This window comes from Amycolatopsis sp. lyj-109, from assembly GCF_046548995.1.
Taxonomy (GTDB): Bacteria; Actinomycetota; Actinomycetes; order Mycobacteriales; family Pseudonocardiaceae; genus Amycolatopsis.
On the sequence record NZ_JAJPWR010000001.1, the window covers coordinates 489,947 to 514,399 of the forward strand.

A 24,453-nucleotide genomic window follows, 5' to 3' on the forward strand; every position below is an offset into this window, starting at 1 on the left:
GCTCTGGGCGGGCCTGAGTTCCTGGCTAGGTCGCGATGTCGTCGAGGTACTGCAAGACCGCAAGGACCCGGCGGTGGACGTTGTCGCCCGGCGGAAGGTCTCGCTTGGCGAAGATCCGGTTGATGTACTTGCTGACGGCGCGTTCGGTGATGTCGAGCTCGACGCCGATGGCGGAGTTCGACAGGCCGCGGGCCATCAGGCCCAGGACCTCGCGCTCCCGGGGCGTCAGCTCGGCTTGGGGTGCGGTCTTGGCGAGCCGGTCGAAGACCGCGCGGACGACCTGTGGATCCAGGACCGTGCCGCCCGCCGCGACGGCGCGGAGGTCGGTCATGAATTGCCGGACGTCGCTGACGCGGTCCTTGAGGAGGTAGCCCACGCCGCCGTGGGAGTCGGCGAGCAGTTCCCGCACGTAGGTGCGTTCGATGTACTGGGAGAGGATCAGGATCGGCGTTCCCGGGCGGCGCCGGCGGGCTTCGATCGCCGCGCGCAGGCCTTCGTCGCGGTAGGTCGGCGGCAGCCTGATGTCGACGACGGCGACGTCGGGCCGCTCCTTCTCGAGCGCGTCGAGCAGCGCGTCCGGGTTGTCGACGGCGGATACCACGGTCCAGTCCATTTCCTCGAGCAGGCGGGTCAGGCCTTCACGCAGGAGCAGGAGGTCTTCGGCGATCACGACACGCATGGAAGCTCCACTCGCAGGAGGGTGGGTCCGCCGGGCGGACTGGTGATCGACAGGGCGCCGTCGAACGCGGCCGCGCGGCGGCGCAGGCCGGCCAGGCCGCTGCCGCGCAGTTCGTCGGCGCCGCCTCGGCCGTCGTCGTACACTTCGACACAGACATGGTCGTGGTCGCGGTCGGTGCGGACGGCGACCCGGGCTTCGCCGGCGTTGCTGTGTTTGGCGACGTTGGCCAGCGCCTCGGCGACCACGAAGTAGACGGTGGATTCGAGCGCGGCCGGGAGCCGGCCGGCGACGTCGACGGTGGCCGAGACCGACCCGATCACCGGCGTCGTCCGCTCCACCAGCGACTCGATCCCGCCGGTCAGGCCGCGGTCCACCAGGATCGGCGGGTACACGCCGTGCACCAGGTCCCGCAGCTCCTGCAACGCCTCGCCGACTTCGGAGCGGGCCTCGGTGAGCAGCTTCCGGTGGTGTTCCGGCAGCTCGTCGAGCTTGATGTCGAGCAGGCCGAGCAGCATGCCCGCCGACACCAGCCGCGCCTGCGCGCCGTCGTGCAAGTCGCGTTCGATCCGGCGCAGCTCGGCAGCCTGTACCTCCAGCGCGTCGGCCCGGGAGGTGGTCAGCACCTCGACGCGGCGGGTCAACCGCAGGAACCGAGGGCCGTCGAGCACCGCGTGGCCCACCGCGGCGTGCCAGCGTGGGAGGCCGTAGCCGCACGCGACGGCCAGCAGGACCAGCGGGAGTCCGCACAGCGCGCCGACGAGCGAGCTGGCGGTGTCGGTGATCGGGACGAACACCACCGGCGCCGACGCCAGGCGCCACCACAGCGGCGTGCTGACCACGACGGCCGCCGTCAGCCACGTCACGACGGTCAACGCCAGCACTCCCGGCCCGAGCACCGCCTGGACGGCCAGCCAGCGCACCCGCCGGCCGGCACCTTCACGCCGGTCGGCGGGTGCACTGCCCTCCATGCGGTCCTGGTGCTCGATGAGGGCGTCCCCGCCCGGCCGGGGATCCCGGCCGAGCACCAGCCAGACCGGCCACCGCACCAGCTGCCCGCCGGCGCGCAGCCCGGTCAGTGCGTTGCGGAGGATGAGACCCCGCCCTTGGTGGTCCACCGGTTTCGTCCTTCCTTGTCCGAATCGGCGGCTAATACTGCAGGGCGAGATCTTTGTTCGGTGCGGCCGAAGACAGCCGGCCAGGACAATCCTGGACGCCGGCCTACCGGTCTGCCGCAGCTGGTCGTGAGTGGTAATTAGGGGTTGGAACCGAATTACCACTCACGACCACCAGCCACGGCAGACGGTGACCTTGTTTCCCCAGGTCACGCACACAAGTGTCCCTGTAGTACTAATGGTTGCCGTACGGTCGCGCCGTGTCCAGCGTCCGGTGGACGGTGTCGGCGAGACCGGTCAGCGTGTCCTGGTCCGCCGTGCTGTTCACGGCGAGGGTGATGAGGATCCCGGACTCCGGGACGTAGGTGTGCAGCACCTGGAACCCGAGCGTCTCGCCCCGGTACGCCCAGACGGGACGGCCGGTGCCGGTGTCGATGCGCTGGGCGACACCGAGCCCGAAGCCCACCGGGTCCTGCTGGGTGACGGTCCGGATCGGTTCGCTGGTGGTCACGGAGACCAGCGACTGGAGTTCGCGCTGCTGCGCCGGTGGCAGCAACCGGCCCCCGTAGAGCGCCTTGGCCCAGGTGGAGAGGTCCGGCAGCGAGCCGACCAGGCCACCGGCCCCTTGGGCCCAGGACAACGCGAGTGCGGGCACGGGCTTGCCGAGCAACGTGGGCAGCGCGGACACCCCGGAGTACCCCGCCGGCATCCTCCGGGCGGTGTCGCCCGGGCACGCCGGCGGCAGGCAGGTGTCGTGCATCTTCAACGGGCCGAGGACGCGACGGTGCAGCTGGGAGTCGTAGCTGTCGTGCGTCACCCGTTCGATGATCAGCTGCGCGAGAACGTAGTTCGTGTTCGAGTAGTTGTAGGTCTTGGGTCCCAGCTGTCCGCCGACGAAGGACACCAGCCGCTGGGGCGTGAACACGGTGGCCGGGTCGGCCAGGATGGCTTCGCCGAACGCGTCCTGCTGGGCGTAGTCGGGGATACCGCTGGTCATCGACAGCAGCTGGGTGATGGTGACGTCGCGCCACGCCGGATACCCGTGCAGCCACTTCCCCAGCTTGTCGTGGACGGACAGCCGCCCCTCGGCCTCCAGCTGGAGCAGGAGCACGGAGGTGAACGCCTTGGTGTTGCTGCCGATCTGCCACAGCGCGTCGGCCGGCACCGGCCTGCCGGTGCTGACGTTCACCGACATCGCCGGACGCCGGTCCGGATAGGTCACCCGCAACGCCACAGCGGACATCCGGTCCTGCGCGCGGTGGGCGTCCAGATAACCCTGGAGGGTGTTGTGCAGTGTGTCGTCCAGTCCCACGGCGGGCTGCTGGGCGGCGGTGGCGGACTGCGCGGTGGAGCTGTAGGCGAGCGCTCCAACAGCCAGCGCCGCGAGCACGACCACCACCGGGATCCGCCGGCCGAATGCCTTCTTCATCATCGTCATCCCCTGTGCCGTTCCAACTTGACCGTGATCACGTTAGAAGCGGCTGCCGTACCGGGAAATCACCCCAGCACCCCGAATTCCCGACATGCCAGCATGTCACCCAGGCCGCCGCGCGCGTCAAGGTGCCTGGCGTTCGCCGAAGCCCAGCGCACGTCGGTGTCGGCGCGGACCACCAGTGTCCTGGGCACCAGGTCGCCGATCCGCCGGCGTCGTTCGGTCGCCACGATGCTCATCACAGCGACCAGCCCCAGCAGCAACCCGTCGACCGTGAGCAGCACCCACCGGATCAGGAAGGCACGGCCCTTCGGCCGGCCGCCGCGCGGGGTTTCGATCCGCAGGCCCATCACCAGCATTCCCGGAGTGACTCCGCCTCGACGCAGCGGCACCCAGATCTGGATCAGGACGTCGCCCGGCGTACGCGACCACGATGAACGTGATCGCGGGGGACCAGAGGATCACCTTCGGCGGCACCAGGCCCCACTGCAGCAAGGGAATGACGACGAGCCCGGCCAGGAGCGCAGCGAGAAACCCCATGCCGACAGCGAGAGCCCAGTCCAGCACGGCATGGACGACGCGCCGCCCCGCCAGCCCCAGCCGATTCTTCACCGCGCTACCCGGCATCCGGCATCCGGCATCGGCTCGACGCTGAGCTCCGGTGAGCTGGACATCGCGGTGATGCGCCAGTTCCCGGGCTTCCCGGTGGTGCGGCAGGCCGGCGTCGAGCACCGGTTGCTCCTGCGTGAGCCGATCTTCGTCGGCGTTTCGGCCGAGCACCCGCTGGCCGCTCGCGGGAAATCGGCTTGGCCGACCTCGCCGCGGAAAAGTGGGTGATGCCCGACGCCGACGACAGCGGGATGAACACCTATCTCGCCCGCACCTGCGCGTCCGCGGGCTTCGACCAGCGCATCGCGCACCTCACCGGCGAATCTCACGTCGGCACGCCCCTGTACCGGGAACTGGTTCTGGCGTGGCGGGTGGACTCGCCGGTCGCTCCTCTCGTCCCCGAATTGTGCGCGATGATCGCGGACCGCTACCTGACACTCGTCGACAAAGCACCGTTCTACCTCAGCTGGTGGCACGAAGGAGGAGCCGGTTTCGCGCTGCCCTGAAAGGCGCTTGCCAGGCGCCCGTTCTCGACGCCGCGAAGCGGATGAACCTCCGGGCCAAGTCAGTAGCGTCCACAGTGGTCACTCTCTCTTGGAGAGTCGTGACCCTTGCGGGTAACTACACCCTTGAACGTAGCTTGGAGACCACCGGGGACAGACCCGCACTTGAGGAGATCTGATGACCAGTGTCTGCGAGACGGGGCGGCACCGGACCCACGACGTCTACGAAGCCCAGTGCCCGTGCCGGGCCATGCTCGACCTCTTGGCGAACAAGTGGTCCGCGCTGGCCATCGGCGCGCTCGAAGACGGTCCCCTGCGCTTCGGTGAGCTTCGGCGGCGGCTGCAGGGCGTGAGCCCCAAGGTGCTCACGCAATCCCTGCGACGGCTGGAAGAACACGGGATCCTGAACCGCGTGGTCTATCCGTCCGTGCCGTTGCACGTCGAGTATTCCCTGACCGAACTGGGGATGAGCGCCGCCGTTCCCCTCGGAGCGGTCCGCGACTGGGTCGAGCGGAACATCGACCGGACCCCCGCGCCAACTCGGTCGAACGCGACCGAAGTGGCCGGTCTCTCCGAGTTCGGCCGGCAATCGGACGGGATCAAGGATTTCGGAACCCCGGCCGAACCGGCTGCGGTGGTCGCCGATCCGCCGTTGTCTCGCGGCGGATGATCGGCCGGGAAGCCCTTCCCCGGGGAAAGGGCAGGGAGCCGGGCAGCGGTGTCATCGTCCGGGACGAACGATGGCGCCGCTGCCCGGTCACCGAAACCGTCATCGGTCCGCATCGAGGTTCCGGGTTTCCACCGGCCGCGAAGCGCGCAGCATCTCGTCCATGTTCTCGTCGACCCAGTTCCTCAGGTCTCGCAACAACCCCCCGGCACCGCGTCCGACGTCGGTCAGCGAGTACTCGACACGAAGGGGAATGTCCGGGTAGACGACCCGGTTCACGAGCCCGAACTCCTCGAGTCTCCGCAGTGTCCGGGTGAGCACCTTCGGACTAACGCCCCCCAGCCGGCGTTGCAGCTCGCCGAACCGGAGGGAGCCGTCCTCCAGCACCCCGATCGCCAACGCCGACCACTTGTTCGCGAACAAGCTGACCAGGGTGCGGTGACGAGCTTCCCCATCCACACTGCCGACGGCTGCTTCGCAAGTGCTACTCATGACATTCTCCCGAATTTCGTGGACAACGTGGGAGCACAGCCACTAACGTGACGCTACAAGCAGCAATGTCACACTGTGGGCCGCGGTGACCGGTGCCGTCAGGGCGGTCGCGATGATGTGAATCTCCCTCTTCGGCGACAATAAGAAAATTCTCGCAGCCGGGCGTCCTCCGAAGTGAGTATCCGGCCATACCCCTCTGGTGGTAGGGACCGCTGGCGCAGGGAGGACGTCCACCGTTTCGACTACCGTGACGGGGTGCGCACCAAGCTTCCCGCTCCCCTGCTCGACGGCCTGATCACCCTCGCTCTCGTGGCCCTCACCGTCGCCAATGTCGCCGCCCGCCCGGGCACGGGCTGGGTCGTCTACCTCCTCGGGATCCTGACGGTCGCCCCCCTCGTCCTGCGTCAGGTCGCACCGGTCGTCGTCATGGTGCTGATCGCCTGCGCGGTGACCGCTTACTCCGTTTTGGAATCTGCGGAACTCCCCAACGCGGGCCTCGGCCTGCTGCTCGCGGTCTTCAGCGTGGGGACCACGCGCTCCACCTCGGTCGCCGGCGCGATGTGGCTCCTGTCCACTTTCTGTTTCGTCCCCTCGTTCCTGACGCCCTCCGGTGACCTGACGCTGCCCAAGCTGATCGAAACCTCGGTGGTGCTGCTCGGTGCCTGGGCGCTCGGGGAAAGCACCAAGCGCTGGGCGCGGCGCGTGCGGCAGGAGGCCGAGAACGCGCGCCGCGCCGCGGCCGACGAACGCGTCCGGATTGCCCGGGAGCTGCACGACGTCGTCGCGCACCACATGTCGGTCATCTCGCTGCAGGCCGGCTTGGCGAGCTACGTGTTCGACAGCGACAGGCCGACGGCCCGGGCGGCCGTCACCACCGTCGAGAAGGCCAGCCGTGAAGGGCTGCTGGAGATGCGACGGCTGCTGGACGTGCTCCGGCTCGACGACGAAGACGACAAGGTCGACCTCTTCCCGCAACCGGGTCTCGAAGAAGTCCAGGGGCTGGTCGACCGGGTCCGGGCGGCGGGCCTGGCCGTGGACCTCGTCGTGACCGGCCGGCCGAGACCCGTGCCGCCCGGGGTCGCGATCTCGGCCTACCGGATCGTCCAGGAGTCGCTGACCAACGTCATCAAGCACGCGGGCCCGGCGTCGGCGCACGTGGAGATCGGCTACCGCGGCCGGTACCTCGACGTCCGGATCGCGGACGACGGCACCGGTTCCCGAGTCGAAAGTGGACCGTCGTCGTACGGCATCCACGGTATGCGCGAGCGCACCGACCTCTATGGAGGTACCTTCGACGCCGGACCTCTGCCCGACGGCGGCTTCGCTGTCGTGGCGTGCTTGCCGATCGAGGAGAACGCATGACGATCCGGGTACTGGTCGCCGACGACCAGCCGCTGGTCCGCGCGGGGCTGATCTCTCTCCTCAACGCCGCGCCGGGGATCGAGGTCGTGGCCGACGCGGCGAACGGCGTCGACGCGGTGGCCCTGACCGCCGGCAGCCGGCCGGACGTCGTGCTCATGGACGTGCGGATGCCCGGCCTGGACGGGATCTCCGCGACCCGCCAGATCCTGAGCCGGGACGACGAACGGCCACCGCGGATCATCATCCTCACCACCTTCGATGTCTCGGAGTACGTCTACACCTCGCTGCGCGAGGGAGCAGCAGGCTTCCTGCTCAAGGACACACCCGCGGACCGGATCATCGCCGCCGTCTACTCCGTCGCGGCCGGTGACGTCCTGCTGTCGCCGCGGATCACACGCCGTCTGATCGAAACCTTCGCTCGGCACCACCAGCCGTCGAAGTACCGGCGTGACCACCTGGCCGCGTTGACGAGTCGGGAGACGGAGGTGCTGCACCTCGTGGGCCACGGGCTCAGCAACGCCGAAATCGCGGACCGGCTCACGCTCAGCGCGGAGACGGTGAAGACCCACGTCAAAAGGATCATGGGCAAGCTGGAGCTCAGCAGCCGCGCCCAAGCCGTGGTGGCGGCCTACGAGTCCGGCTTGGTCGTACCCTCGACAGACTGAAGAGCACGAGACCCCACCCAGGTCCACAACGCGGCGAGCGGCTCCGCGGCGCTCTGCCCCAGCTCCGTCAGCGCATACTCGACACGCATCGGGACCACGGGACAAACCGTGCGATCGACGAGCCCGTACCGCTCGAGCCGCCGCAGCGTCTGCGCCAGCACCTTGGGACTGACGTTCGCCAGGCGGCGCCGCAACTCGCCGAACCGCAACGGCTCGTCCAGGAGAACTCCGATGAGCAGCACCGTCCACTTCGTTCCGAACAACTCGAACAACGCACGACACGGGCAGTCGGGCGCACACGCACCATGCGTACTTCGCTGCCGGGTGTCACCGACGCCGGCCAAGAACCCTCCCCACGATGGTCACGTGTGGACCCGGATGCCATGGTCGCCCGGTTCCGGTGCGCGCGAGAAGGCGTCCGACCGCCAAAAACCGCAACGAAGCTGCCACCAGCTGCGCCATCGTCGACCTGGGCAACGGGTCGCGGGCGGCCGTCGCACTCACCGGCGGTGGCCGGCAGCTGATCGCCGCGGGGAAGGCCATCCAGCTGCTCGAACGCACGGCTCCCGGGCGGTCAGCACGCCGACACCGGCCGAGACCACCGCCGGCACCGCGAAACCCCACGGCGGCAGCAGGGTCTTCCCGTCCGGGCGAGTGCTCACCGTGAGCCACGTCGAAACCGCCGCAGCCACCGCGACGTGTGAAGCCGGCCAGGCGGCAGGTCGCGACCGCGGAGCCGGGCACGACCACCCCGCCGATCTTCCCGAGCACCGTCGGGATCGACAGCCACGGTTCCAGCACCGAGTTCCCGCTCAGCGTCCGGATCCAGCCGAGATCGACCCCGGCGACGACGCTGCGCAGACGGAAGGTGACGACCACAATGGACACCGACGCCGCGAACACGGCGAAACCTCGGCGAGACCGTTGGCCTGCGGGTCGACGTGGTCCTGCCCTCACCCGGATCCACTGTGGAGTCCAGAGAAAGTATATGGGCCGGACGTACGGTGGCGGCCAGAGCGGCAGAGGCCGCCGAAAGGAGAAACCATGGATCGCAGGAGCCTGCTCAAAATCGGTGCCGGGGCGGCGGTCACCGTCGCCGGATCCGTGCTGCTGAGCCCATCGGCGGCCGCGGCGGCGACATCGGATCTGCCACCCGTGCCCGGGATGCTCGGGGACCGGCGGGCAAACGAACTCTGGTACCAGCTCGACGAAATCTCGCTGTACAACCCGACGCAGGAAACAGCGGACGCCATCGGCGCGTTCTTCGGGTACATCGGCGGGGAGCAGGCCAGCTACACGAAATGGTTCGAATTCGTCCAGGAACCCGGCTACCCGCAGAACTACGCCGAGTACCTGAAGCCCGTCGAGCAGCCGCTGAGGACGCTCTCGAAGCTCCAGCTCGACAACTTCGACCGCTACTACTGCAATGACCACGCGGGGCTGATCGGGGCTTTCGCCGCGTTCGGGCAGGGTGTGCTCTTCGACCCGCGGCGGGCGGACGACGAAGCCGAGGTGCACGCCATGGACGGTGATCCGACCCACGGCTACCACCGCTGGCACGGGATCCTGCGGGGGAACATGGTCCTGGGCATCGACCGCGCCCGGTGGGCGCGGCTCAACCCCGTGCTCGGGTTCGCTTGGGCCCTGCAGTCCGCTGCGAAGCCGGACCACCGGAGCCCCAACCCCGGGCCGGCCCCGGCGCAGGTTCGCGAGTTCGCCCGGTACTGGCTGCCGCGCGACACGGCCACCCTCGACGTCGACTTCCAGACCTGGCCCTACCCGCCCGAGATCGGCTGAAGCACCCGCTCGTAGGCCGCGCACAACGCGGGACCCGGCGCGATCCCCAGCCGTTCGTCGAGGATCCGCCGGGCCCGGTGGTACGCCGCCACCGCCTCGGCCGGGCGGCCACTCGCGCACAACGCCGTCATCAGCAACGCCCACGCGCGCTCGCGCAACGGGTGGTCGTGCACCAGGCCGGTGGCGTCCGGCACCGCGCTCAAGTGGTCGCCGGCCGCCACATCGGCCTCGATCCGGCCTTCCAGCACCGCCAGCCGCAGCTCCTCGAACCGCGCCTCCTCGCCCGAGCGAAGGGATTCGGCGACGTCGGCGAGCACCGGCCCGCGCCAGAGGCCCAAGGCGACGCGAAACAGCCGGGCCGCCTGCACGGCATCACCCGCCCGGAGCGCGGCGTCACCGGCCGAGGCAAGCCGTTCGAACTCCTCGGCGTCGACCGTGCCGCCCGGCTCCAGCAGGTAGCCGCCGCCGGCGCGGACGAGCCGAGCGGGCAACGCCCGGCGGAGCCGGGAAGCGTAAGTGCACAGCTGCGCGTCCACAGTGGCCGGCCGGACGTCCTCCCACAACAGCGAAATCAGCCGTTCGTCGGGCACCACCCGGCCACGGGCCAGCAGCAACACCGCCAGCAGCGTCCGCGGCTTGCGGCCGCCGAGCACGACCGGGCGGCCGTCCGCGCGGCACACCGTCAGCGGCCCCAGGATCCGGAACTCCGTCTCCCTGGTCACTCGCGAGACCCATTGCCGCGTTCCCACAGCACCAGCACGGCGGTGACGAGGGCGAAGCCGACGAGGAAGTCTTCGACCGGGATCTGGAAGCCGGTGACGATGGTGATCGTGAGCCAGTACGCGAGCCGGCGGAAGAGGCCCGTCCGCAGCACGGCCGGTTCGAGTGCCACCACGACGACCACGGCGGCGACCGCGGGCACGGTGTACCCCCGAGGGATCATCGCCGGAACCGGCGCCGCAGCGCGGTGAGCGCGATCGGGACGATCTCGTAGGTCAGGATCCCGCACACCGGCACGACCACGAAAAAGAGTGATCAGCACGCAGGCCACCAGCACGACGAGGTACTCCCCCCCCCCGGCCCATCTCAGATCGCCTCCGCGCGGAGATCGGCCGTCGTGGGAAGCCAGTTGCCGTGGTTGCCGTGCGGGACGCGGACGGGGAGCCGGATCTCCGCGACGATGACGAGCGAGGCGGCGTCGAGGATCACAAGCTTGCTGAAGCCGGTATCCCGCTCGTAGGCGAATCCCATGAGGACACCGTCGTCTTCGGCCGCGTCGGCGCCGCGGGGAACGAAGACGACTTCGCCGCCCTCGATGTGCTTTCCGAGGCTGCGCCGGACACTCGTCCCGGCGCGCAGGTCGTGGCGGATGACCGCACCACCGAACACGCCCGACGCACTCTCGACCGCCACCGAGTAGCCGTAGCGGTGGCGGCCGCCGACGCGGCGCTCGTCGATGCGCGGGAACTCCTGTTCCCGGTCGTCGAGCACGGTCATGGCGGCCCGTCCGGTGCGCAGGTCGAGCCGCCAGCGGCACAGCCGGGGCCGGCCTCCCCCGGGCCCGTGCGGATCGCCGACGAACACCTCGGCGTGCTGCACGGCGTCGAGCACCACCACGTCCTCCTCGTCGTAGGCGCCCAGGGTGTGGAAGACGAAACAGGGGTCGATCCCGAACCACCGCACGCCGGTGGACCCGCCGCGGCGCGGCAGCACACCGATCCGGGCCGGTCGGCCGGGATCCCAGCTGTAGGGCAGGTCGTGGTTACGGCTTCGGCGGGTCCGGGGGGTGTCCCGGAGGATCAGCGCCCACAGGAGAGGGTCCGGCACACGCACGCGTCCGGCGACCGCCGCGAGGACCGCCCCGCCCGGGCGCCGCAGCGGGGCGGGCACCGTCGCGGCGACGGCTTTCCGCGCGTCGAAGGTGACGGGCAGGTCGAGGAGGACGACATGGCGCCGGGTGAGCGCGAAGTCGTGCATCAACGGGTTTCCGCCGACCTCGACGTCAGCCGAGTGCCGGACCCGGCCCGCGGGGTCGAGCACCGAGTAGCGCACCGTGCCGGGGAAGCCGAAGTGGTGGGACACCGCGTGGAGCTCGCCGGTCGCCGGATCGAGCTTCGGGTGCGCGCTGAAGCCGCCCGGCGGTGGTCCGCCGAAGTCGTGGCCGCCCAGCGTTTCCAGTTCGGCGCCCAGACGGTAGCACGAGATGCCGGCCTCGACGAGCGCGAGCGTGTGCCCCGCGTGCGCGATCACGTGGGTGTTGGCGCCGAGCCCCGGCGCGCCGGTGGCGCTCCGGTGCGGCGGAGCGGGTGAGCCGAGGGCCGCGGCCGCACCCGGTGACCGGACCCAGCGGTTGCGGTACCACTCGGCCCGGCCGTCGCGCAGGCGCACGCCGTGCACCATGCCGTCGCCCAGGAACCAGTGGTAGGAGGCGGGATCGACGGTGCCGATCGGGTTTGGTCCGTTGCGGACGTAACGGCCGTCGAGGAACTCCGGGATCCGGCCGGTCACCTCGAGGTCGAACAACGTTTCCTCGTGCCGGACCGGCGCGAAGTTCCCGGCCAGGTAGCGGTTGGCCGGCGTCATCCGGCTTCTCGGATCACGGCCCACGGGTCTTTGCCCGGGCGCAGGGTCATGCCGAGCCGGGGCGGGTTCGCGGCGCGGCCGTGCGGAATGAGCTGGTGGTTCCGCAGGAGCGTGCTGAGGGTGACGCAGGCTTCGGAGTACGCGAGGTCGGCTCCCGCGCACGCCCGGGCGCCGGCGCCGAACGGCCGGACGCCCGACGCATCGCGGATCAGCCCTCGGGCGCTGGCGGGTACCTCGAACCGCTCGGGGCGGAACCGTTCCGGTTCCGGTCCCACCGCCCGGTCTCGGTTCACCACGTACGGACTCCAGACGACCAGCGCGCCGGCGGGAACGTCCCGGCCCGCGACGACGTCGGCGCGCACGGCCCGCCGCATGCTCAGCCAGACGACCGGGTAGAGCCGCATCGCCTCGTGGACGACCGCCCGCGTGTACGGCAGCCTCGGCACGTCGTCGAACGACGCGATCCGTCCGGAAAGGACGGTCAGCGCCTCGGCCCGGACGGCCGCGGCGACCGCCGGGTCGTGCATCGTCAGGTGCAAGGCCCACGTCAGCGTGTCGGCCAGCGTCCCGTGTCCCGCGAACAGCAGGCCGACCAGCTCGTCGCGGAGGTCGCGCGGCGACATCTTCTCCCGGACGGCGTTGTCGACGATCATGCTCGGTAGCCCCTGGGAGAGGGCCCGTTCGACGAACGCCTCGACGCGGCTCATCGCGGCCCGGAAACGACGGTTGCCCGGGACGATCGCCCGCGCCCGCCGCGGCGTCGAGGCCAAGGTCACGACGTGTTCGCTGATGGTGTCGAAGGCGGCGAGCAGGGCGTCGACGTCGTGCGGCTCGTCCACCTCGAACAACGTCCGGCAGGCGATCCGCAGGCACAGGCGCCGCATCTCCTGCGCGAGGTTCGTCGCGGACGCCGACTCCGCGCGGGCGGCCCAGTGCTCGACGACGTCTTCGAGGGAGCGCTCGACCGCCGCCGCGTGGGCGGGACGCCTGCTGTGGTGGAAGAGCGGTTGCACGACCCGCCGGCGCCGGCGCCAGTCGTCACCACCGCGAGAGACCGTGAGGCTCTGCCCGAGGAACGGCCGGGCCGCGGCGTACATCGGCGCGTCCTTGCTGTAGCCGCCTGTGTTCGTGAGCACGTGGTCGACGGATTCCGCCGTGCTGACGACGATCAGCGTGGCACCGAAGAAATCGAACCGGGCGGTGCCACCGGGTCGGCGGGCGATCATGCGGAACACCCGCAGCGGGATCTTCGAGCGAATTGACGAGAGCACGGCCGTTCTCAGTTCCGACGCGACTAGTACTACAGGGACACTTATGTGAGTGACCTGGGAAACAAGGTCACCGTTTGCCGTGGCTGCTGGTCGTGAGTGGTAATTCGGGTTCTAACCCGAATTACCACTCACGACCACCAGCCACGGCAAACGGTGACCTTGTTCCCCAGGTCAAGCACACAAGTGTCCCTGTAGTACTAGGGCTCCGGCTGCGAGCGGAACGCGTCCAGCACCCGGCGCTCCCGTTTGGTCGGCCGCCCCGCGCCGCGGTCACGGCGGGCGACCGGGCCCGCCGTCTCCGGTGGCGGCTTCGGCGTCCGGTCCACATAGCACGTCGCCGCGTCCGGGGCGCCCACGCGCTTCTGGATCACCCGGACCACGTCGAGGATCTTCGTCGTCCCGCCGAAGCGCAGGCGGACCTCGTCGCCCGGGACGACCGTGGTGGCCGGCTTGGCCGGTTTGTCGTTGACGCGCACGTGGCCGCCTCGGCAGGCCGCCGCGGCGTCCGGGCGGGTCTTCGTCAGCCGGACCGCCCAGAGCCAGCGGTCCACTCGGGTGGACTCCACAGTCGTCCATCATGGCCCATTCAGCGGCACGGCCCCGCGACCCCGCCAGGTTACTCGTGAGTACGTGTCGACTTGTCTGCACCACAGAGCTATAACTTGTTCTAAATACCTCAACGGTGAGGAACAACACATGAGTGGCGAACCCGTGTGGAGAACAACTTCTGGCTCCGTATCCCGTCGTCTATTCATTGCTGGAACTGGTTCTATCTTGGCGAGTGCTGTGCTTGCCGGCCGAGCGGCCGCTGCACCGTCGCAGCCGGCCGCGATTTCCGACGGCGCCCGCGTGTCCGCGCTGGTGATCGGGTCGGGTTACGGCGGCTCGGTCGCCGCCCTCCGGCTCGCCCAGGCCGGCGTCGACGTGCAGATGATCGAGATGGGCATGGCCTGGGACACCCCGGGCGCGGACGGCAAGATCTTCTGCACCACGCCCAATCCCGACCAGCGGTCGTTCTGGTTGCGCACCAGGACGAAGCAGCCGCTGTCCAACTTCCTCGGGTTCCCGATCGACAAGGACATCCCGCGCTACACGGGCATCCTCGACGCCGAGGAGTTCAGCGGGATCACCGTGTACCAGGGCCGCGGCGTCGGCGGCGGCTCGCTCGTCAACGGCGGCATGGCCGTCACGCCGAAGCGGGAGAACTTCGGCGCGATCCTCCCGACGGTCGACGCGAACGAGATGTACGACGTCTACTACCCGCGCGCCAACGCCGGGCTCGGGGTCGCCAGTATCCGCCCGGCCTGGTTCGAGAGCACCGACTGGTACCAGTTCGCCCGCGTCGGCCGGAAACAGGCTCAGCGGTCCGGTTTCCCGTTCGTGTTCGTACCGGACGTGTACGACTGGGACTACATGGAACGGGAGGCGGCGGGCACCGCCACGAAGTCGGCGCTGGCCGGGGAAATCCTGTTCGGCAACAACTACGGCAAGAAGTCGCTGCAGAAGACCTACCTGCCGAAGATCGCCGCGACCGGCCGGGTCGCCATCTCGCCGCTGCACCGCGTGACGCAGGTGGTGCCGGCGTCCGGCGGCGGCTACACCGTGACCATCGAGCAGCTCACCACCGCGGGCGCGGTGTCCACCATCAAGACCGTCACCGCTGACACGGTCTTCTTCGCCGCCGGCAGCGTCGGCACGAGCAAGCTGCTGGTGAAGCTGAAGGCGACCGGCGCGCTGCCGAACCTGAACGGCGAGATCGGGAAGGGCTGGGGCGACAACGGGAACGTGATGGTCGGGCGCGCCAACCAGATCTGGGACCCGACCGGAGCCTCCCAGTCGACCATCCCGTGCGGCGGCATCGACAACTGGGCCGCGGGCGGCGCCTTCGCGGAAGTCGCGCCGCTGCCGACCGGGATCGAGACGTGGGCGTCGTTCTACCTGTCGATCACGAAGAACCCGAACCGGGCGCAGTTCACCTGGAACCCGGCGACGCGCGCGGTGGACCTGAACTGGCAGACGGCGTGGAAGCAGCCGGGCATCGACATGGCGAAGACCATCTTCGACAAGATCAACTCGACCGAGGGCACGATCTACCGGACCGACCTCTTCGGCACGTACAAGACCTGGGGCGACCATCTCACCTACCACCCGCTCGGCGGCGCGGTGCTCGGCAAGGCGACCGACAACTACGGCAGGCTCGCCGGCCACCCGGGCCTGTACGCGATCGACGGCTCGCTGATCCCGGGCAACACCAGCGTCAACCCGTTCGTCACCATCACCGCACTGGCGGAACGCAACATCGAAAAGATCATCGCCACGGACTTCTAGCCCCTGCCGCAGCCGGTCGTGAGTGGTAATTCGGGTTAGAACCCGAATTACCACTCACGAGGGCCGCGGAAGAATGCAGGCGGTGTCGAGGCCGAGGACGTGGTTGAGGCGTCCGAAGGCCAGCCACGCGCCGAGGCTCATGCTGAGCTCGACGATCTCCTGCTGCGTGTACGACGCGGACATCCGCTTCCAGAACTCGTCGTCCAGGTTGTGGTGGTCGGTCGCGTACCGCTCGGCGTACTCCGCCGCGAGCCGCGTGCGGTCGTCGAAGCGGTCCGTCGTGCGCCAGTCGAGGACGGCGTCGGCGAACTCCTCCTCGACCTTCTGGCCGTCGCGTTCGGTGCGCCAGTCGAGGCAGAAGACGCAGCCGTTGAGCTGCGCGATCCGCAGCCGCGCGGCTTCGAACTCCCGCAGCCCCAGCGTGGTGTGCTCGTACACCGCGAGCGAGAACTTCGACGCGGCGATCCCGATGCCGGGCACCAGCTCGCCCCAGACGTACCCGATCGGGTCCTTGCCCGCGGGGATGTCGATGTTCACGGACGGCTCCTTCCGAGCTTGCCTGCTGCCGGGCGCAGCGGGACGTCGAGTGCGTCGTAGAGGCCGGGTTCCGCCGCGGCCAGCCAGTCGATCGCGCCGACCAGGCGGCCGACGGCGGTGGCGTTGCCGCCCGCCGACCGGTTCTCGCCTTCGTCGGTCGCCTCGACGGTGACCTCGATGCGCGGCCGGCCTTCGATGATCACGCGGTGCGCGCCGTCGCCGCTGGGCGGCGCCGGCCAGTCCGGTGCGCACGACGGGTGGATGCGCGTCACGTGCTCGATGACGATCCGGGGCTCGCCGTCGACGATGCCCTGCACCTCGAACCGCACCGCGCCCTGCGTGCCCCGCTCGAACTCGCCCATCGTCCGCGTGGTCACGGTTTCCTCGAGCGGACGCCGATCGAGCGTCTCGCGCAGCTCGGTCACCTCGACGCCGAGGCCGCGCGCGATCAGCCGGACCTGCCCGCCCCACACCATCGACGGCACGCCGGTCATCAGCATCGGCGGGTCGTAGTCCATCGGCTGACCCATCCCGACCAGGTACCGGACGGAGTCGGGCTGCTCGTAGGTCGAGTAGTCGAAGATCTCCTGGCAGCGGACGACGTCGACGTCCGTGCCGAGCCCGCTGATCAGCAGCGGCAGCACGTCGTTGCCCCAGCCGGGGTCGACGCCGGAGACGAACAGCGAGCCGCCGCCCTCCTTGACCGCCGCCAGCACCGGATCCCGCAGTTCCGGGGGCGCGTTCCGCTGGTCGTAGAGGGGGTAGAGGGCCGGAGTCACGACCACCGCGCCCGCCCCGACCGCCCGCACGATGTCGGCGAGCGCGGCGTCGAACCGGACGTCGCCCGAAGCGGCGTACACGATCGCGCGCGGATTCGCGGCCAGGACGGCGTCGATGTCGTCCGTCGCGGCGACGCCCAGCGGGCCGGTTCCGGCCAGCTCGCCCGCGTCCTTGCCGACCTTCGCCGGGTCGTGGACGAGCACCGCGGTGAGCTTCAGCGCCGGGTGGGCGTCGACGGCCCGGATTGCCGCACGGCCGACGTTGCCCGTGCCCCACACCACTGTGGAGATCATGGCCCGAGTTTTCGCCGGTGGTTCCGCGCGCCGGTAGGAAATCGTTCCGGCCAGCGGACCGCGCTGGCGTTGGTAACATGCTCAGCGCCCGAACGTCGTAATCGGAGGCCCGCGATGACGATCGACCCGAAGCCCCGCAGCCGCACGGTGACCGACGGAATCGAGGCCGCGCCCGCCAGAGGCATGCTGCGCGCGGTCGGGATGGGCGACGGCGACTGGAAGAAACCGATCATCGGCGTCGCCAGCTCGTGGAACGAGATCACGCCGTGCAACCTGTCGCTCGATCGGCTGGCCCAGGCGGCCAAGGAAGGCGTGCACGCCGGCGGCGGCTACCCGCTGCAGTTCGGCACCATTTCGGTGTCCGACGGCATCTCCATGGGCCACGACGGCATGCACTTCTCGCTGGTCTCCCGCGAGGTCATCGCCGACTCGGTCGAGACGGTGATGCAGGCCGAGCGGCTCGACGGCTCGATCCTGCTGGCCGGCTGCGACAAGTCCCTGCCGGGCATGCTGATGGCCGCCGCGCGCCTCGACCTGGCGTCGGTGTTCCTCTACGCGGGCACGATCGCCCCCGGCTGGGTGAAGCTCACCGACGGCACCGAGAAGGACGTCAGCATCATCGACGCCTTCGAGGCGGTCGGCGCGTGCCGGGCGGGCCGGCTCGGGACCGATGACCTGGACCGGATCGAGCGCGCCATCTGCCCTGGCGAGGGCGCCTGCGGCGGGATGTACACCGCGAACACGATGGCGTCGGCAGCCGAAGCCATGGGGATGAGCATGCCGGGCTCGGCCGCGCCGCCGTCCGCGGACCGCCGCCGCGACCACTACGCCCACCTGTCCGGGGAAGCCGTCGTCAACCTGCTCGAACGCGGCATCACCGCGCGCGACATCCTCACGCGCGAGGCGTTCGAGAACGCCATCACCGTCGTGATGGCTCTCGGTGGTTCGACCAATGCCGTGCTGCACCTGCTGGCCATCGCGCACGAGGCGAAGGTTTCGCTGACCCTCGACGACTTCAACACTGTCGGCGACCGCGTCCCGCACCTGGGCGACCTGAAGCCGTTCGGCAAGTACGTCATGCAGGACATCGACCGCCACGGTGGCATCCCGGTGCTGATGAAGGCGCTGCTGGACGCGGGCCTGATCCACGGCGACGCGCTGACCGTCACCGGGCGCACGGTGGCCGAGAACCTCGCCGAGCTGGACCCCGACCCCATCGACGGCGAGGTCCTGCGGCCCCTGGACAACCCGCTGCACCCGACCGGCGGCATCACCATCCTGCGTGGCTCGCTCGCGCCGGAGGGCGCGGTGGTGAAGTCCGCGGGCTTCGACACGGCCGGCTTCGAGGGCCCGGCGCGCGTGTTCGAGCGCGAGCAGGAGGCGATGGCGGCGCTGAACGAAGGCCGCATCGAAGCCGGTGACGTCGTGGTCATCCGCTACGAAGGCCCCAAGGGCGGCCCCGGCATGCGGGAGATGCTGGCGATCACCGCCGCGATCAAGGGCGCCGGCCTGGGCAAGGACGTGCTGCTGCTGACCGACGGCCGGTTCTCCGGCGGCACCACCGGCCTGTGCATCGGCCACGTCGCGCCGGAGGCGGTCGACGGCGGGCCGCTCGCCTTCGTCCGCACGGGCGACCGGATCGCCGTCGACATCAAGGCGCGCAGCATCGACCTGCTGGTCGACGCCGCCGAGCTGGCCCGGCGCCGGGAAGGCTGGGAGCCGTTGCCGACCAAGTTCCCGGAAGGGGTGCTCGGCAAGTACGTCAAGCTGGTGCGGTCGTCGTCCTACGGGGCTGTCACGAGCTGAGCGAGGGCGCGCTTGTCCACCTTGCCGACGTCGGTGAGCGGCAGCGCGTCGACGAAGTCCACGGCCGCCGGGACGTAGTGCTCCTGGCCGAAGGCGTCCCGCGCGTGCGCCTTCAGCTCGGCTGCCGTGACTTCGCTCGATGCGACGACGACAGCGCGCAGCCGGTCGCCGTGGCCGAAGACGGCCGCGTTCCGCACCGCCGGGTGCGTCTCCAGCGCGTGTTCGACGACGGTCGTCGGGACCTTCGTGCCGTGCTCGCCGACCACGACGACGTCGTCGGCACGGTCGAGAAGGTAGAGGTAACCCTCGTCGTCGAAGCGCCCGAGGTCACCGGTGCGCAGCCAGCCGGCGCCGATCTCCGGGCCGCCGAGATAACCGTCCATCATGGACAGTCCGCGCACCTCGACCTCGCCGTCATCGGTGAGGCGGGCCTCCATGCCCGGCACGATCCGGCCGACCGACCCCAGCCGGTCCGGGTGGTCGATCAGCTCGGCGGCGGAGATGCTCGCGATCATCGGCGCCTCGGTGAGGCCGTAGCCCTGGCCGACGACCGGGCCGAATACGTCGAGGGCCTGGGCGAGCCGGTGCGGCGGCAGTGGTGCGGCACCGAGGGAGAGCGACCGGACGCTGCTGAGGTCGGTGCTCGTCCGCGCCGGGTGGTCGAGGAGCGCGGCCAGCCGCGGCGGGGTCAGGGAGAGCGTGTCGATCCGGTGCGCCTGGATCGCGTCAAGGACGGCTCCTGCGTCGAAGCCGTCGTGGATGACGAGGGTGTCCAGCCGCAGCAGCGCGCCGAGCACGGTCGCGTTGCCGGTCATGTGCGTCATCGGGGCGACCAGCAGCGTGCGGCCCGGGCCGTCGGGTGACGGCGTGAAGATGTAGGCCATGCCGTCGTAGATGCCGCTGTGGCGGATGAGCTTGGGGGTGCCGGTGGTGCCGCCGGTGGGGAAGAGCAGGCGGACGGTCTCCGGCGGGCTCAGGGGCGCAGGTTCGCCATCGAGGTCGTCCAGAGTGCGGACGTCGCCCGCCGGCCAGGCGTGCGGGCGGTCGGTGACGACGGTGGCGCCGTTCGCCGCGGCGAGCCGGTCCGCGGTCGGCGCCGAGGCGGGGACCATGAGCACGGTCGCGCCGCGCAGGAGGGCCGCGAGCTGGACGAGGACCGTCTCGGGCCGGTTGCGCAGGTCGACGGCGACGGTTGCCGCGGTTTCGCCCAGTCCGCCGTGGAGGCGGCGCAAGCGGACGCGGGCCTGGTGGTAGGTGGTGCCGCCGTCTTGGACGAAGAGCGTGCGATCACGGCCGTCGTCGAGCGCGGCGAGGACCTTCGTCAGGAAGAAGCTCACGCTCCGGGACGGTACTGTGCCGATAGCAACTCAGTCCTGGTAGGAAAGCTTCGTCATTTCCTCGTCGAAGTCGAACCAGCCGGTCTCGTCGCCGGCCGGGATGACGTCGTAGGTGCGGTCGAGGAAGGCCGCGATCTCCTTGGCGGGCGCTTCGAGCACCGCGGCGCCGTCGGGCGAGGTCAGCTCCACGACGACGAGCGCGGGGTCGCCGGCCGGTCCGATGCGCACGTCGCCGTCGCCGCAGCGGGCGAGCAGGCCGTCGGCGAGCAGGTCACGGCCGAAGAGCCACCGGACCGCGCTCGGGCCGGCGTGCAGCACCACGGCGACCGCGTACGGGTCACGGGTGTCGTACTCCAGCTCGGCCGGCACCGGTCGCGGCCCGGCCCCGAAGGTGCGGAGGGCGAAGTCGATGCGGGCGCTGGTCACGCTGTGCGGGTCGGTCATCGGACCCCTTTGCTACTCGTCGGTTAACTTCGGCTGGTTCCAGGGATAACCCATAGTCAGTTCAACGCCCAGCGTTCCGAAAAACTTTCACACTCCAGGGTGATCAAGAAGTGTCCGAGGTCACCGTCGGCGTGGCCGAACGGGCAACTCCCTCACTCAGGGTCACTTCTGGTGACTGAACCTCTCCGTACCTCGGATTCGGAGCCGCGCGCCCGCCGGGTGGGTCCTGGCGCCGGATTTGCGCCGTCCGGGTGGGAAAGGCCACCGGGCACCAGTCCGGTCCGCCGTCCGGCCGCGAACCCCCCACAAGTCAGGGGTGACGTGGAGGGTGCCGGGCATGGGTGAGCGTGGGCGGTTGCGGCTGCGACCGGACGAGGAGCCGGCGCCCCCGCCGAGCGCCGAAGAGCTGCTTCGGCGGGTGGCGGCGGGCGACGAGCCGGCGTTCGCGTCGCTCTACGACCTCGTCGCCGGTCCGGTGCTCGGCCTCGCGACGCGCGTGCTGCGCAGTCACGCGCAGGCCGAGGAGGTGACGCAGGAGGTGCTGGTGGAGGTGTGGCGCAAGGCCACGAGGTACGAGCCGGAGCGCGGCAGCGCGCTGTCGTGGGTGCTGACCATCGCCCACCGCCGGGCCGTCGACCGCGTGCGCTCGCACCAGGCCGGCGTCGACCGGGAGGAGCGGGCCGGGCTGATGGACGTGCGGCGGCCGTTCGACGAGGTCACCGAGTCCACGTTGGCCGGTCTGGAGCAGCAGCGGGTGCGGCAGTGCCTGGCCGCGCTGACCGACCTGCAGCGCGAGTCGATCGTGCTGGCCTACTACAACGGCTACACCTACCCCGAGGTCGCCGAGGTGCTGAAGGTCGCGCCCGGCACGGTCAAGACCCGTATCCGCGACGGCCTGATCCGGCTGCGCGACTGCCTGGGGGTGGACCGATGATCGCCGAGCTGCACACGCTGACCGGGGCGTACGCCCTGGATGCCGTGTCCGATGTGGAGCGTGCCGAGTTCGAACGGCACCTCGGCGAGTGTGCCGCCTGCCGCCAGGAGGTGGCCGAGCTGCGGTCGACCGGCGCGCGGCTGGCCGTGGCCGCCGCGGTGGACCCGCCGCCGTCGCTGAAGCTGCTGGTGCTCGCCGACGTCGCCCGCACCCGCCAGCTGCCGCCGAAGCTGCCGGTGGTCCGGCGACTGAGCCGGGCCAAGACGTGGCAAGTGCGCTTCGCGCTGTTCGGTGCCGCCGCGGCGGCCGTGGTGGCGGTCGTGGTCGGCCTGCAGACCACCACGGCGCCGCTGCCCCCGGTCGACTCGGTGCTGTCCGCCCCGGACGCTTCGGCGATCCAGGGCACCGGGCAGGGCCACGCGACGCTGGTGGTTTCGCGCAGCCGCAACCAGGCGGTCCTGCTGGCCTCCGGCTTGCCCGCCCTCGACGCGGGGCACGCCTACCAGGTCTGGCTGATCGGCAAGGACGGCGCGCACTCGGCCGGGCTGATGCAGCCGGAATCGGCGGACCGGATGCGTCCCATGCTGGCCGACCTGCCCCCGGGGGTGGACCGGATCGGGATCACCGTGGAGCCCGCCGGTGGTTCGCCGGGCCCGACGACGCCGTCGGTCACCCGGATCGACCTCGCGTGACCCCCGACCTCTGACCGGAGTGAGCGCGGCAGGCGTAATGGCTGAAAGGCGGGGCGTCGATCAAGACACAATTGCGTATCGATACGCCGAAGGGGTTTGAAACCGTTTATTCCGGAAAAGTTGCCACCCGAAAAAAGCGGTGACCTGGATCACCCGAATGGGGGCCAATCCATTCTTCCGGTGGTTCCGAATACCGATCAAGAAGAAGTTCTCAGCCGCTAATTGGAGTGATTTTCGTGACCAAGCTTCGTGTCGCCGGAATCGGCTTCACTGCCGTCGCCGCGCTTTCGCTGACCGCGTGCAGCGGCAGCGACACCGCTTCGTCGGGCAGTTCCAGCAGTTCGATGCCGTCGTCGTCGGTGCCCGCGCCGTCGTCCAGCATGGCGTCCGGTGCCGCCAACGGCGTGACCACCAACGCCGACGTCTTCGGCCCGGCCTGTTCGCAGCTGCCGCAGGGGTCCGCGCCCGGTTCGCTGGACTCGATGGGCCCGCAGCCGGTCGCCTCGGCCGCCTCGACGAACCCGCTGCTGACCAAGCTGGTGGCCGCGGTCAAGGCCACCAACCTGGTCGACACGCTCAACAGCCAGGAGGCCATCACCGTTTTCGCGCCGGCCGACCCGGCGTTCGCCGCGCTGGGTGACGCCAAGTTCGCCGAGCTCGCCGGCAAGCCCGCCGAGCTGGCGCCGATCCTGCAGTACCACGTCGTCGGCAAGCGTTACGACGCCAAGGGCCTCGCCACCGCGGGTTCGGTCGACACGCTGAACACCGCCGGCGGCCCGGTCAAGATCGAGGGTTCCGGTGAGAACATGACGATCGACGGCGCGAAGATCCTGTGCGGCAACATCCCCACGAAGAACGCCACGGTCTTCGTGATCGACAAGGTGCTGACGCCGGGCACCAACAAGTGACCTGGTGCCGCGCGTCCGAAATTTCGCTGCCCCAAGCGCCCCAATGTGGCCTTGGTTGCGTCTGACGCACCCAAGGCGGCCTTCGGTGCGTCAGACGCACCGAAGGCCGCCTTGGGGCGCTCGGGTTGGTGAGCTAGCGTCCGAGCAGGGGGCCGAGGCGTTCCGCGATGTCGGTGAGGATCTGCACGTAGTCTTCGTGCTCGAAGGTGAACGGCAGGGCGAAAGCCACCTCGTCGATCTCGCGGAACGCCTGGTGCGCGTGTAGCCGTTCGGCGATTTCCGCGGACGTGCCGACGAAGTCGGGGGAGAACAGCATTCGTGCGGGACCCTGTGGTTCCACGGTGCGGGGCAGCCGTTTTTCGGCGTAGGCCTCGTACTTCGCGCGCTGTTCCGGCGTCGCGCGGTCGGTGGGGATCACGACCAGGCCTTGCGAGATGCGGCCGGCGGGGTGGTGCTCGCGGAACGTCCGGATGTGCGAGAGCTGGATTTCGGCGAAGTCCGTGCTTTCGCCTTCGGCCTTGACCACACTGCTGGTCAGGAAGTTCATCCGGTGCTTGCCGGCCCACTCCGCCGAACGCAGGCTCGCGCCGCCGTACCAGAGCCGGTCGCCGAGGCCGGGCGCCTGCGGCTGCACCCGGTCCGAGAACACCTCGAACCCGGCGGTGCCGCTGAACTCCGTCGCGGGCTTGCCGCGCACGAAGTCCAGCAGCCGCTGGACGCGTTCGTAGGAAAAGTCCTCGGCGTCCGCGGTGTCCGGGTAGAGGGCGTGCTTGACCTCGTCCCAGCGCATCGGCGGGCCCACGCTGAGGCCCGGGTTGAGCCGTCCGCCCGAGAGCAGGTCGACGGTGGCGAGGTCCTCGGCCAGCCGCAGCGGGTTCTCCCAGCCGAGCGGGATCACCGCGGTGCCGAGCTCGATCCGGCTGGTCCGCTGCGACGCGGCGGCCAGCACGGCGACCGGCGACGAGATGCCGTACTGCAGGTGCCGGTGGCGCACCCAGGCGCTGTCGAACCCGAGCCGCTCGCCCAGCTCGATGATCTCCAGCGTCGCTCGTGGCCCCGGCGCGGGTCGGCCGCGTCGAACAGGCCGATGGTCAGGAAGCCGAGCTTCCGCAGTGGTCGTGACACGGTACCGATTCTGCCCCGCCGGCCGGGGCGTCCCAGCTGGTGGACCAGTACTGCAGGGGGAGCCTGCCGGTCTGCCACAGCAACACCCCCGGCGGCC

General features: G+C 70.1%; 27 protein-coding genes and 1 pseudogene. 11 read left to right on the forward strand and 17 right to left on the reverse strand.

All coding sequences use genetic code 11. From position 1 onward, the window contains the following. Window positions 1-25: 25 nt before the first annotated feature. From ACLJQF_RS02305 to ACLJQF_RS02320, 4 genes are all read right to left on the reverse strand, one after another. Window positions 26-679 carry a response regulator gene (locus ACLJQF_RS02305; protein ID WP_410606512.1) on the reverse strand — a complete coding sequence of 218 codons (654 nt, stop codon included), beginning with the start codon at window positions 677-679 and terminating at the stop codon, window positions 26-28. After that, entirely contained in the window at window positions 667-1,794 is a 1,128-nt protein-coding gene (locus tag ACLJQF_RS02310) for a histidine kinase (RefSeq protein ID WP_410606513.1), read from the reverse strand. Before ACLJQF_RS02310 ends, ACLJQF_RS02305 begins: the two co-directional genes overlap by 13 nt. 232 nt (window positions 1,795-2,026) lie before the next feature. Beyond that, entirely contained in the window at window positions 2,027-3,220 is a 1,194-nt protein-coding gene (locus ACLJQF_RS02315) for a serine hydrolase domain-containing protein (protein ID WP_410606514.1), read from the reverse strand. A gap of 68 nt (window positions 3,221-3,288) precedes the next feature. Beyond that, window positions 3,289-3,582, reverse strand: a complete 294-nt coding sequence (locus tag ACLJQF_RS02320) for a hypothetical protein (RefSeq protein ID WP_410606515.1) — start codon at window positions 3,580-3,582, stop codon at window positions 3,289-3,291. Window positions 3,583-3,793: 211 nt separating this feature from the next. Here ACLJQF_RS02320 and ACLJQF_RS02325 point away from each other — a divergent pair, with 211 nt between their 5' ends. From ACLJQF_RS02325 to ACLJQF_RS02335, 3 genes are all read left to right on the forward strand, one after another. Further along, entirely contained in the window at window positions 3,794-4,060 is a 267-nt protein-coding gene (locus tag ACLJQF_RS02325; protein WP_410606516.1) for a LysR substrate-binding domain-containing protein, read from the forward strand. Continuing rightward, entirely contained in the window at window positions 4,030-4,338 is a 309-nt protein-coding gene (locus ACLJQF_RS02330) for a hypothetical protein (RefSeq protein WP_410606517.1), read from the forward strand. Before ACLJQF_RS02325 ends, ACLJQF_RS02330 begins: the two co-directional genes overlap by 31 nt. 175 nt (window positions 4,339-4,513) lie before the next feature. Then, the gene (locus tag ACLJQF_RS02335) at window positions 4,514-5,005 is read left to right on the forward strand and encodes a winged helix-turn-helix transcriptional regulator (RefSeq protein ID WP_410606518.1); all 492 of its coding nucleotides are present in this window, start codon (window positions 4,514-4,516) and stop codon (window positions 5,003-5,005) included. A gap of 99 nt (window positions 5,006-5,104) precedes the next feature. Here ACLJQF_RS02335 and ACLJQF_RS02340 read toward each other — a convergent pair whose 3' ends face one another. Continuing rightward, window positions 5,105-5,494 carry a winged helix-turn-helix transcriptional regulator gene (locus tag ACLJQF_RS02340; protein ID WP_410606519.1) on the reverse strand — a complete coding sequence of 130 codons (390 nt, stop codon included), beginning with the start codon at window positions 5,492-5,494 and terminating at the stop codon, window positions 5,105-5,107. 255 nt (window positions 5,495-5,749) lie between these two features. On the opposite strand from ACLJQF_RS02340, the gene ACLJQF_RS02345 reads away from it, so the two are divergent. Continuing rightward, a complete protein-coding gene (locus tag ACLJQF_RS02345; RefSeq protein ID WP_410606520.1) occupies window positions 5,750-6,856 on the forward strand; it encodes a sensor histidine kinase in 1,107 nt (368 codons plus the stop codon). Then, window positions 6,853-7,521: a response regulator gene (locus ACLJQF_RS02350; protein WP_410606521.1), complete on the forward strand. Its 669-nt coding sequence runs from the start codon at window positions 6,853-6,855 to the stop codon at window positions 7,519-7,521. The genes ACLJQF_RS02345 and ACLJQF_RS02350 overlap by 4 nt, the downstream gene beginning before the upstream one ends. Here the strand turns inward: ACLJQF_RS02350 and ACLJQF_RS02355 are convergent. Both ACLJQF_RS02355 and ACLJQF_RS02360 read right to left on the reverse strand, forming a co-directional pair. Beyond that, window positions 7,485-7,784 carry a winged helix-turn-helix transcriptional regulator gene (locus tag ACLJQF_RS02355; protein ID WP_410606522.1) on the reverse strand — a complete coding sequence of 100 codons (300 nt, stop codon included), beginning with the start codon at window positions 7,782-7,784 and terminating at the stop codon, window positions 7,485-7,487. The two genes, ACLJQF_RS02350 and ACLJQF_RS02355, sit on opposite strands and share 37 nt — an antisense overlap. Window positions 7,785-7,848: 64 nt before the next feature. Beyond that, entirely contained in the window at window positions 7,849-8,424 is a 576-nt protein-coding gene (locus ACLJQF_RS02360; RefSeq protein WP_410606523.1) for a hypothetical protein, read from the reverse strand. A 141-nt stretch (window positions 8,425-8,565) separates the two neighbouring features. Here ACLJQF_RS02360 and ACLJQF_RS02365 point away from each other — a divergent pair, with 141 nt between their 5' ends. Continuing rightward, a complete protein-coding gene (locus tag ACLJQF_RS02365) occupies window positions 8,566-9,318 on the forward strand; it encodes a hypothetical protein (protein WP_410606524.1) in 753 nt (250 codons plus the stop codon). Here the strand turns inward: ACLJQF_RS02365 and ACLJQF_RS02370 are convergent. The 5 genes from ACLJQF_RS02370 to ACLJQF_RS02390 form a co-directional block, all read right to left on the reverse strand. Then, window positions 9,297-10,040 carry an AfsR/SARP family transcriptional regulator gene (locus ACLJQF_RS02370; protein WP_410606525.1) on the reverse strand — a complete coding sequence of 248 codons (744 nt, stop codon included), beginning with the start codon at window positions 10,038-10,040 and terminating at the stop codon, window positions 9,297-9,299. The genes ACLJQF_RS02365 and ACLJQF_RS02370 overlap by 22 nt on opposite strands. Next, window positions 10,037-10,261 carry a hypothetical protein gene (locus tag ACLJQF_RS02375; RefSeq protein ID WP_410606526.1) on the reverse strand — a complete coding sequence of 75 codons (225 nt, stop codon included), beginning with the start codon at window positions 10,259-10,261 and terminating at the stop codon, window positions 10,037-10,039. The genes ACLJQF_RS02370 and ACLJQF_RS02375 overlap by 4 nt, the downstream gene beginning before the upstream one ends. A 143-nt stretch (window positions 10,262-10,404) precedes the next feature. Continuing rightward, window positions 10,405-11,901: a carotenoid oxygenase family protein gene (locus ACLJQF_RS02380; protein WP_410606527.1), complete on the reverse strand. Its 1,497-nt coding sequence runs from the start codon at window positions 11,899-11,901 to the stop codon at window positions 10,405-10,407. Then, on the reverse strand, window positions 11,898-13,172 hold the full coding sequence (locus ACLJQF_RS02385) for a cytochrome P450 (protein WP_410606528.1): 1,275 nt from the start codon (window positions 13,170-13,172) through the stop codon (window positions 11,898-11,900). The genes ACLJQF_RS02380 and ACLJQF_RS02385 overlap by 4 nt, the downstream gene beginning before the upstream one ends. A gap of 197 nt (window positions 13,173-13,369) precedes the next feature. Next, window positions 13,370-13,738: an RNA-binding S4 domain-containing protein gene (locus ACLJQF_RS02390; RefSeq protein WP_410606529.1), complete on the reverse strand. Its 369-nt coding sequence runs from the start codon at window positions 13,736-13,738 to the stop codon at window positions 13,370-13,372. Window positions 13,739-13,946: 208 nt separating this feature from the next. On the opposite strand from ACLJQF_RS02390, the gene ACLJQF_RS02395 reads away from it, so the two are divergent. After that, on the forward strand, window positions 13,947-15,500 hold the full coding sequence (locus ACLJQF_RS02395; protein ID WP_410606530.1) for a GMC oxidoreductase: 1,554 nt from the start codon (window positions 13,947-13,949) through the stop codon (window positions 15,498-15,500). 54 nt (window positions 15,501-15,554) lie between these two features. On the opposite strand, the gene ACLJQF_RS02400 is transcribed toward ACLJQF_RS02395, so the two are convergent. Both ACLJQF_RS02400 and ACLJQF_RS02405 read right to left on the reverse strand, forming a co-directional pair. Next, window positions 15,555-16,037: a carboxymuconolactone decarboxylase family protein gene (locus tag ACLJQF_RS02400; protein WP_410606531.1), complete on the reverse strand. Its 483-nt coding sequence runs from the start codon at window positions 16,035-16,037 to the stop codon at window positions 15,555-15,557. After that, window positions 16,034-17,110 carry a dihydrodipicolinate reductase gene (locus ACLJQF_RS02405; RefSeq protein WP_410606532.1) on the reverse strand — a complete coding sequence of 359 codons (1,077 nt, stop codon included), beginning with the start codon at window positions 17,108-17,110 and terminating at the stop codon, window positions 16,034-16,036. Before ACLJQF_RS02405 ends, ACLJQF_RS02400 begins: the two co-directional genes overlap by 4 nt. A gap of 114 nt (window positions 17,111-17,224) precedes the next feature. On the opposite strand from ACLJQF_RS02405, the gene ilvD reads away from it, so the two are divergent. Further along, on the forward strand, window positions 17,225-18,916 hold the full coding sequence (gene ilvD / locus ACLJQF_RS02410; RefSeq protein ID WP_410606533.1) for a dihydroxy-acid dehydratase: 1,692 nt from the start codon (window positions 17,225-17,227) through the stop codon (window positions 18,914-18,916). Here the strand turns inward: ilvD and ACLJQF_RS02415 are convergent. Both ACLJQF_RS02415 and ACLJQF_RS02420 read right to left on the reverse strand, forming a co-directional pair. Beyond that, window positions 18,895-20,253 (reverse strand): class I adenylate-forming enzyme family protein, encoded by a 1,359-nt coding sequence (locus tag ACLJQF_RS02415; RefSeq protein WP_410606534.1) that lies wholly within the window; start codon window positions 20,251-20,253, stop codon window positions 18,895-18,897. The two genes, ilvD and ACLJQF_RS02415, sit on opposite strands and share 22 nt — an antisense overlap. Window positions 20,254-20,283: 30 nt before the next feature. Further along, window positions 20,284-20,697 carry an SsgA family sporulation/cell division regulator gene (locus ACLJQF_RS02420; protein ID WP_410606535.1) on the reverse strand — a complete coding sequence of 138 codons (414 nt, stop codon included), beginning with the start codon at window positions 20,695-20,697 and terminating at the stop codon, window positions 20,284-20,286. Between the two features lie 337 nt (window positions 20,698-21,034). Between ACLJQF_RS02420 and sigK the strand changes: the two genes are divergently transcribed. The 3 genes from sigK to ACLJQF_RS02435 all read left to right on the forward strand — a co-directional run bounded on the left by sigK (window position 21,035) and on the right by ACLJQF_RS02435 (window position 23,231). Next, window positions 21,035-21,631: an ECF RNA polymerase sigma factor SigK gene (sigK, locus tag ACLJQF_RS02425; RefSeq protein ID WP_410606536.1), complete on the forward strand. Its 597-nt coding sequence runs from the start codon at window positions 21,035-21,037 to the stop codon at window positions 21,629-21,631. Beyond that, on the forward strand, window positions 21,628-22,323 hold the full coding sequence (locus ACLJQF_RS02430) for an anti-sigma factor domain-containing protein (protein WP_410606537.1): 696 nt from the start codon (window positions 21,628-21,630) through the stop codon (window positions 22,321-22,323). The genes sigK and ACLJQF_RS02430 overlap by 4 nt, the downstream gene beginning before the upstream one ends. Window positions 22,324-22,559: 236 nt before the next feature. Further along, the gene (locus ACLJQF_RS02435) at window positions 22,560-23,231 is read left to right on the forward strand and encodes a fasciclin domain-containing protein (protein ID WP_410606538.1); all 672 of its coding nucleotides are present in this window, start codon (window positions 22,560-22,562) and stop codon (window positions 23,229-23,231) included. Between the two features lie 133 nt (window positions 23,232-23,364). Here the strand turns inward: ACLJQF_RS02435 and ACLJQF_RS02440 are convergent. Beyond that, a pseudogene (locus ACLJQF_RS02440) lies at window positions 23,365-24,356 on the reverse strand (LLM class flavin-dependent oxidoreductase). Window positions 24,357-24,453: the final 97 nt, after the last annotated feature.